The sequence below is a fragment of the Bacillus sp. P4_D3 genome, from assembly GCF_056401855.1.
Genome location: NZ_JBFUIN010000976.1, coordinates 1 through 1003, shown reverse-complemented (window position 1 = coordinate 1003; position 1003 = coordinate 1). Strand labels below are relative to the sequence as shown.

The following is a 1003-nucleotide window of genomic DNA, read 5'->3' as shown; positions in this document are numbered from 1 at the left end:
ACTCTATAATTTGCGCTTGCATATGTTTAATAAATGAATTTTGATCTGCTGACTGGAGAATTACTTTAATTTTCGGTAAAGGAAACTTGTACTCCCTCAGCTTTTTAATTTTCAATGCTATTTCTAGCTGTCCTTGCTCATAATATCTATATCCATTTACCGGGTTCACATATGCTGGTTTTAATATCTCCTCTTTGTCATAATGCCTTAGCATCCGTGTACTCATTTTACAAATTCGCGAAAATTCAGTAATTGTATACATATAAATACCCCTTGAATACATTTTCTTATAATCTTATTTATTAAAACCAATCAAAAAGTTTTCTAATTGAAGAACCTTCATTCTGATCGTTCAGCCTTTTCATTTTTGAAGGTAACAAATGACTCGGACAATACCACGTTAAACAATTCATCGCGCCTCCCATTGTCGATATTTCTCCTACATGAATTTGAATAACTTGTTTCTCAGTACGCTGTTGAATATATCGTAAAACTTCCTCATCTTTAGCTAATCCAAACTTAGGAACGTAAAGCGTATCACATGTTTCTAACATATTTATATATAAACCTTTTGCTGACGCTATCTCTTCATCGTATTGACCCTTCTCTGTATATGACGAAGGAACAACTATAAATTCAGCTTCTGGCATTTGTTCTTGAATAATCTCTTGAACATTATATCTAAATTCACGATCTCCTAAAAAATCGCTAATAAACATTGTATGTTCATCAATAAATTTAACCATTCCGTCTGCGTGTGCRAGTACATCCCCTTCTTCAGCAGGAATAATAATAACCCGGCTCACATCTAAATCCCACTCTAACTGCTCAATAATTTCCTCTTCCGTCCAATCATCATTATCATCAAATATACGTTCTGTTAAAATAACGGTATCTTTTTTATTCCAAATAAGGTTACCACCATCCAATATTAATGGTGATTTCACATATTCAAAGTCATTTTTCTTCAACCATTTATTAAATTGTTGGTCTAAATATCGCC

General features: G+C 32.8%; 2 protein-coding genes. Both read right to left on the bottom strand.

Translation table 11 applies throughout. From position 1 onward, the window contains the following. Positions 1–262, bottom strand: a 262-nt coding sequence (locus AC1DTM_RS28480; RefSeq protein ID WP_477001488.1) for a MerR family transcriptional regulator, incomplete at its 3' end; no start/stop codon positions are given. A gap of 40 nt (positions 263–302) precedes the next feature. Beyond that, positions 303–1003, bottom strand: a 701-nt coding sequence (locus AC1DTM_RS28475; protein WP_477001487.1) for an agmatine deiminase family protein, incomplete at its 5' end; no start/stop codon positions are given.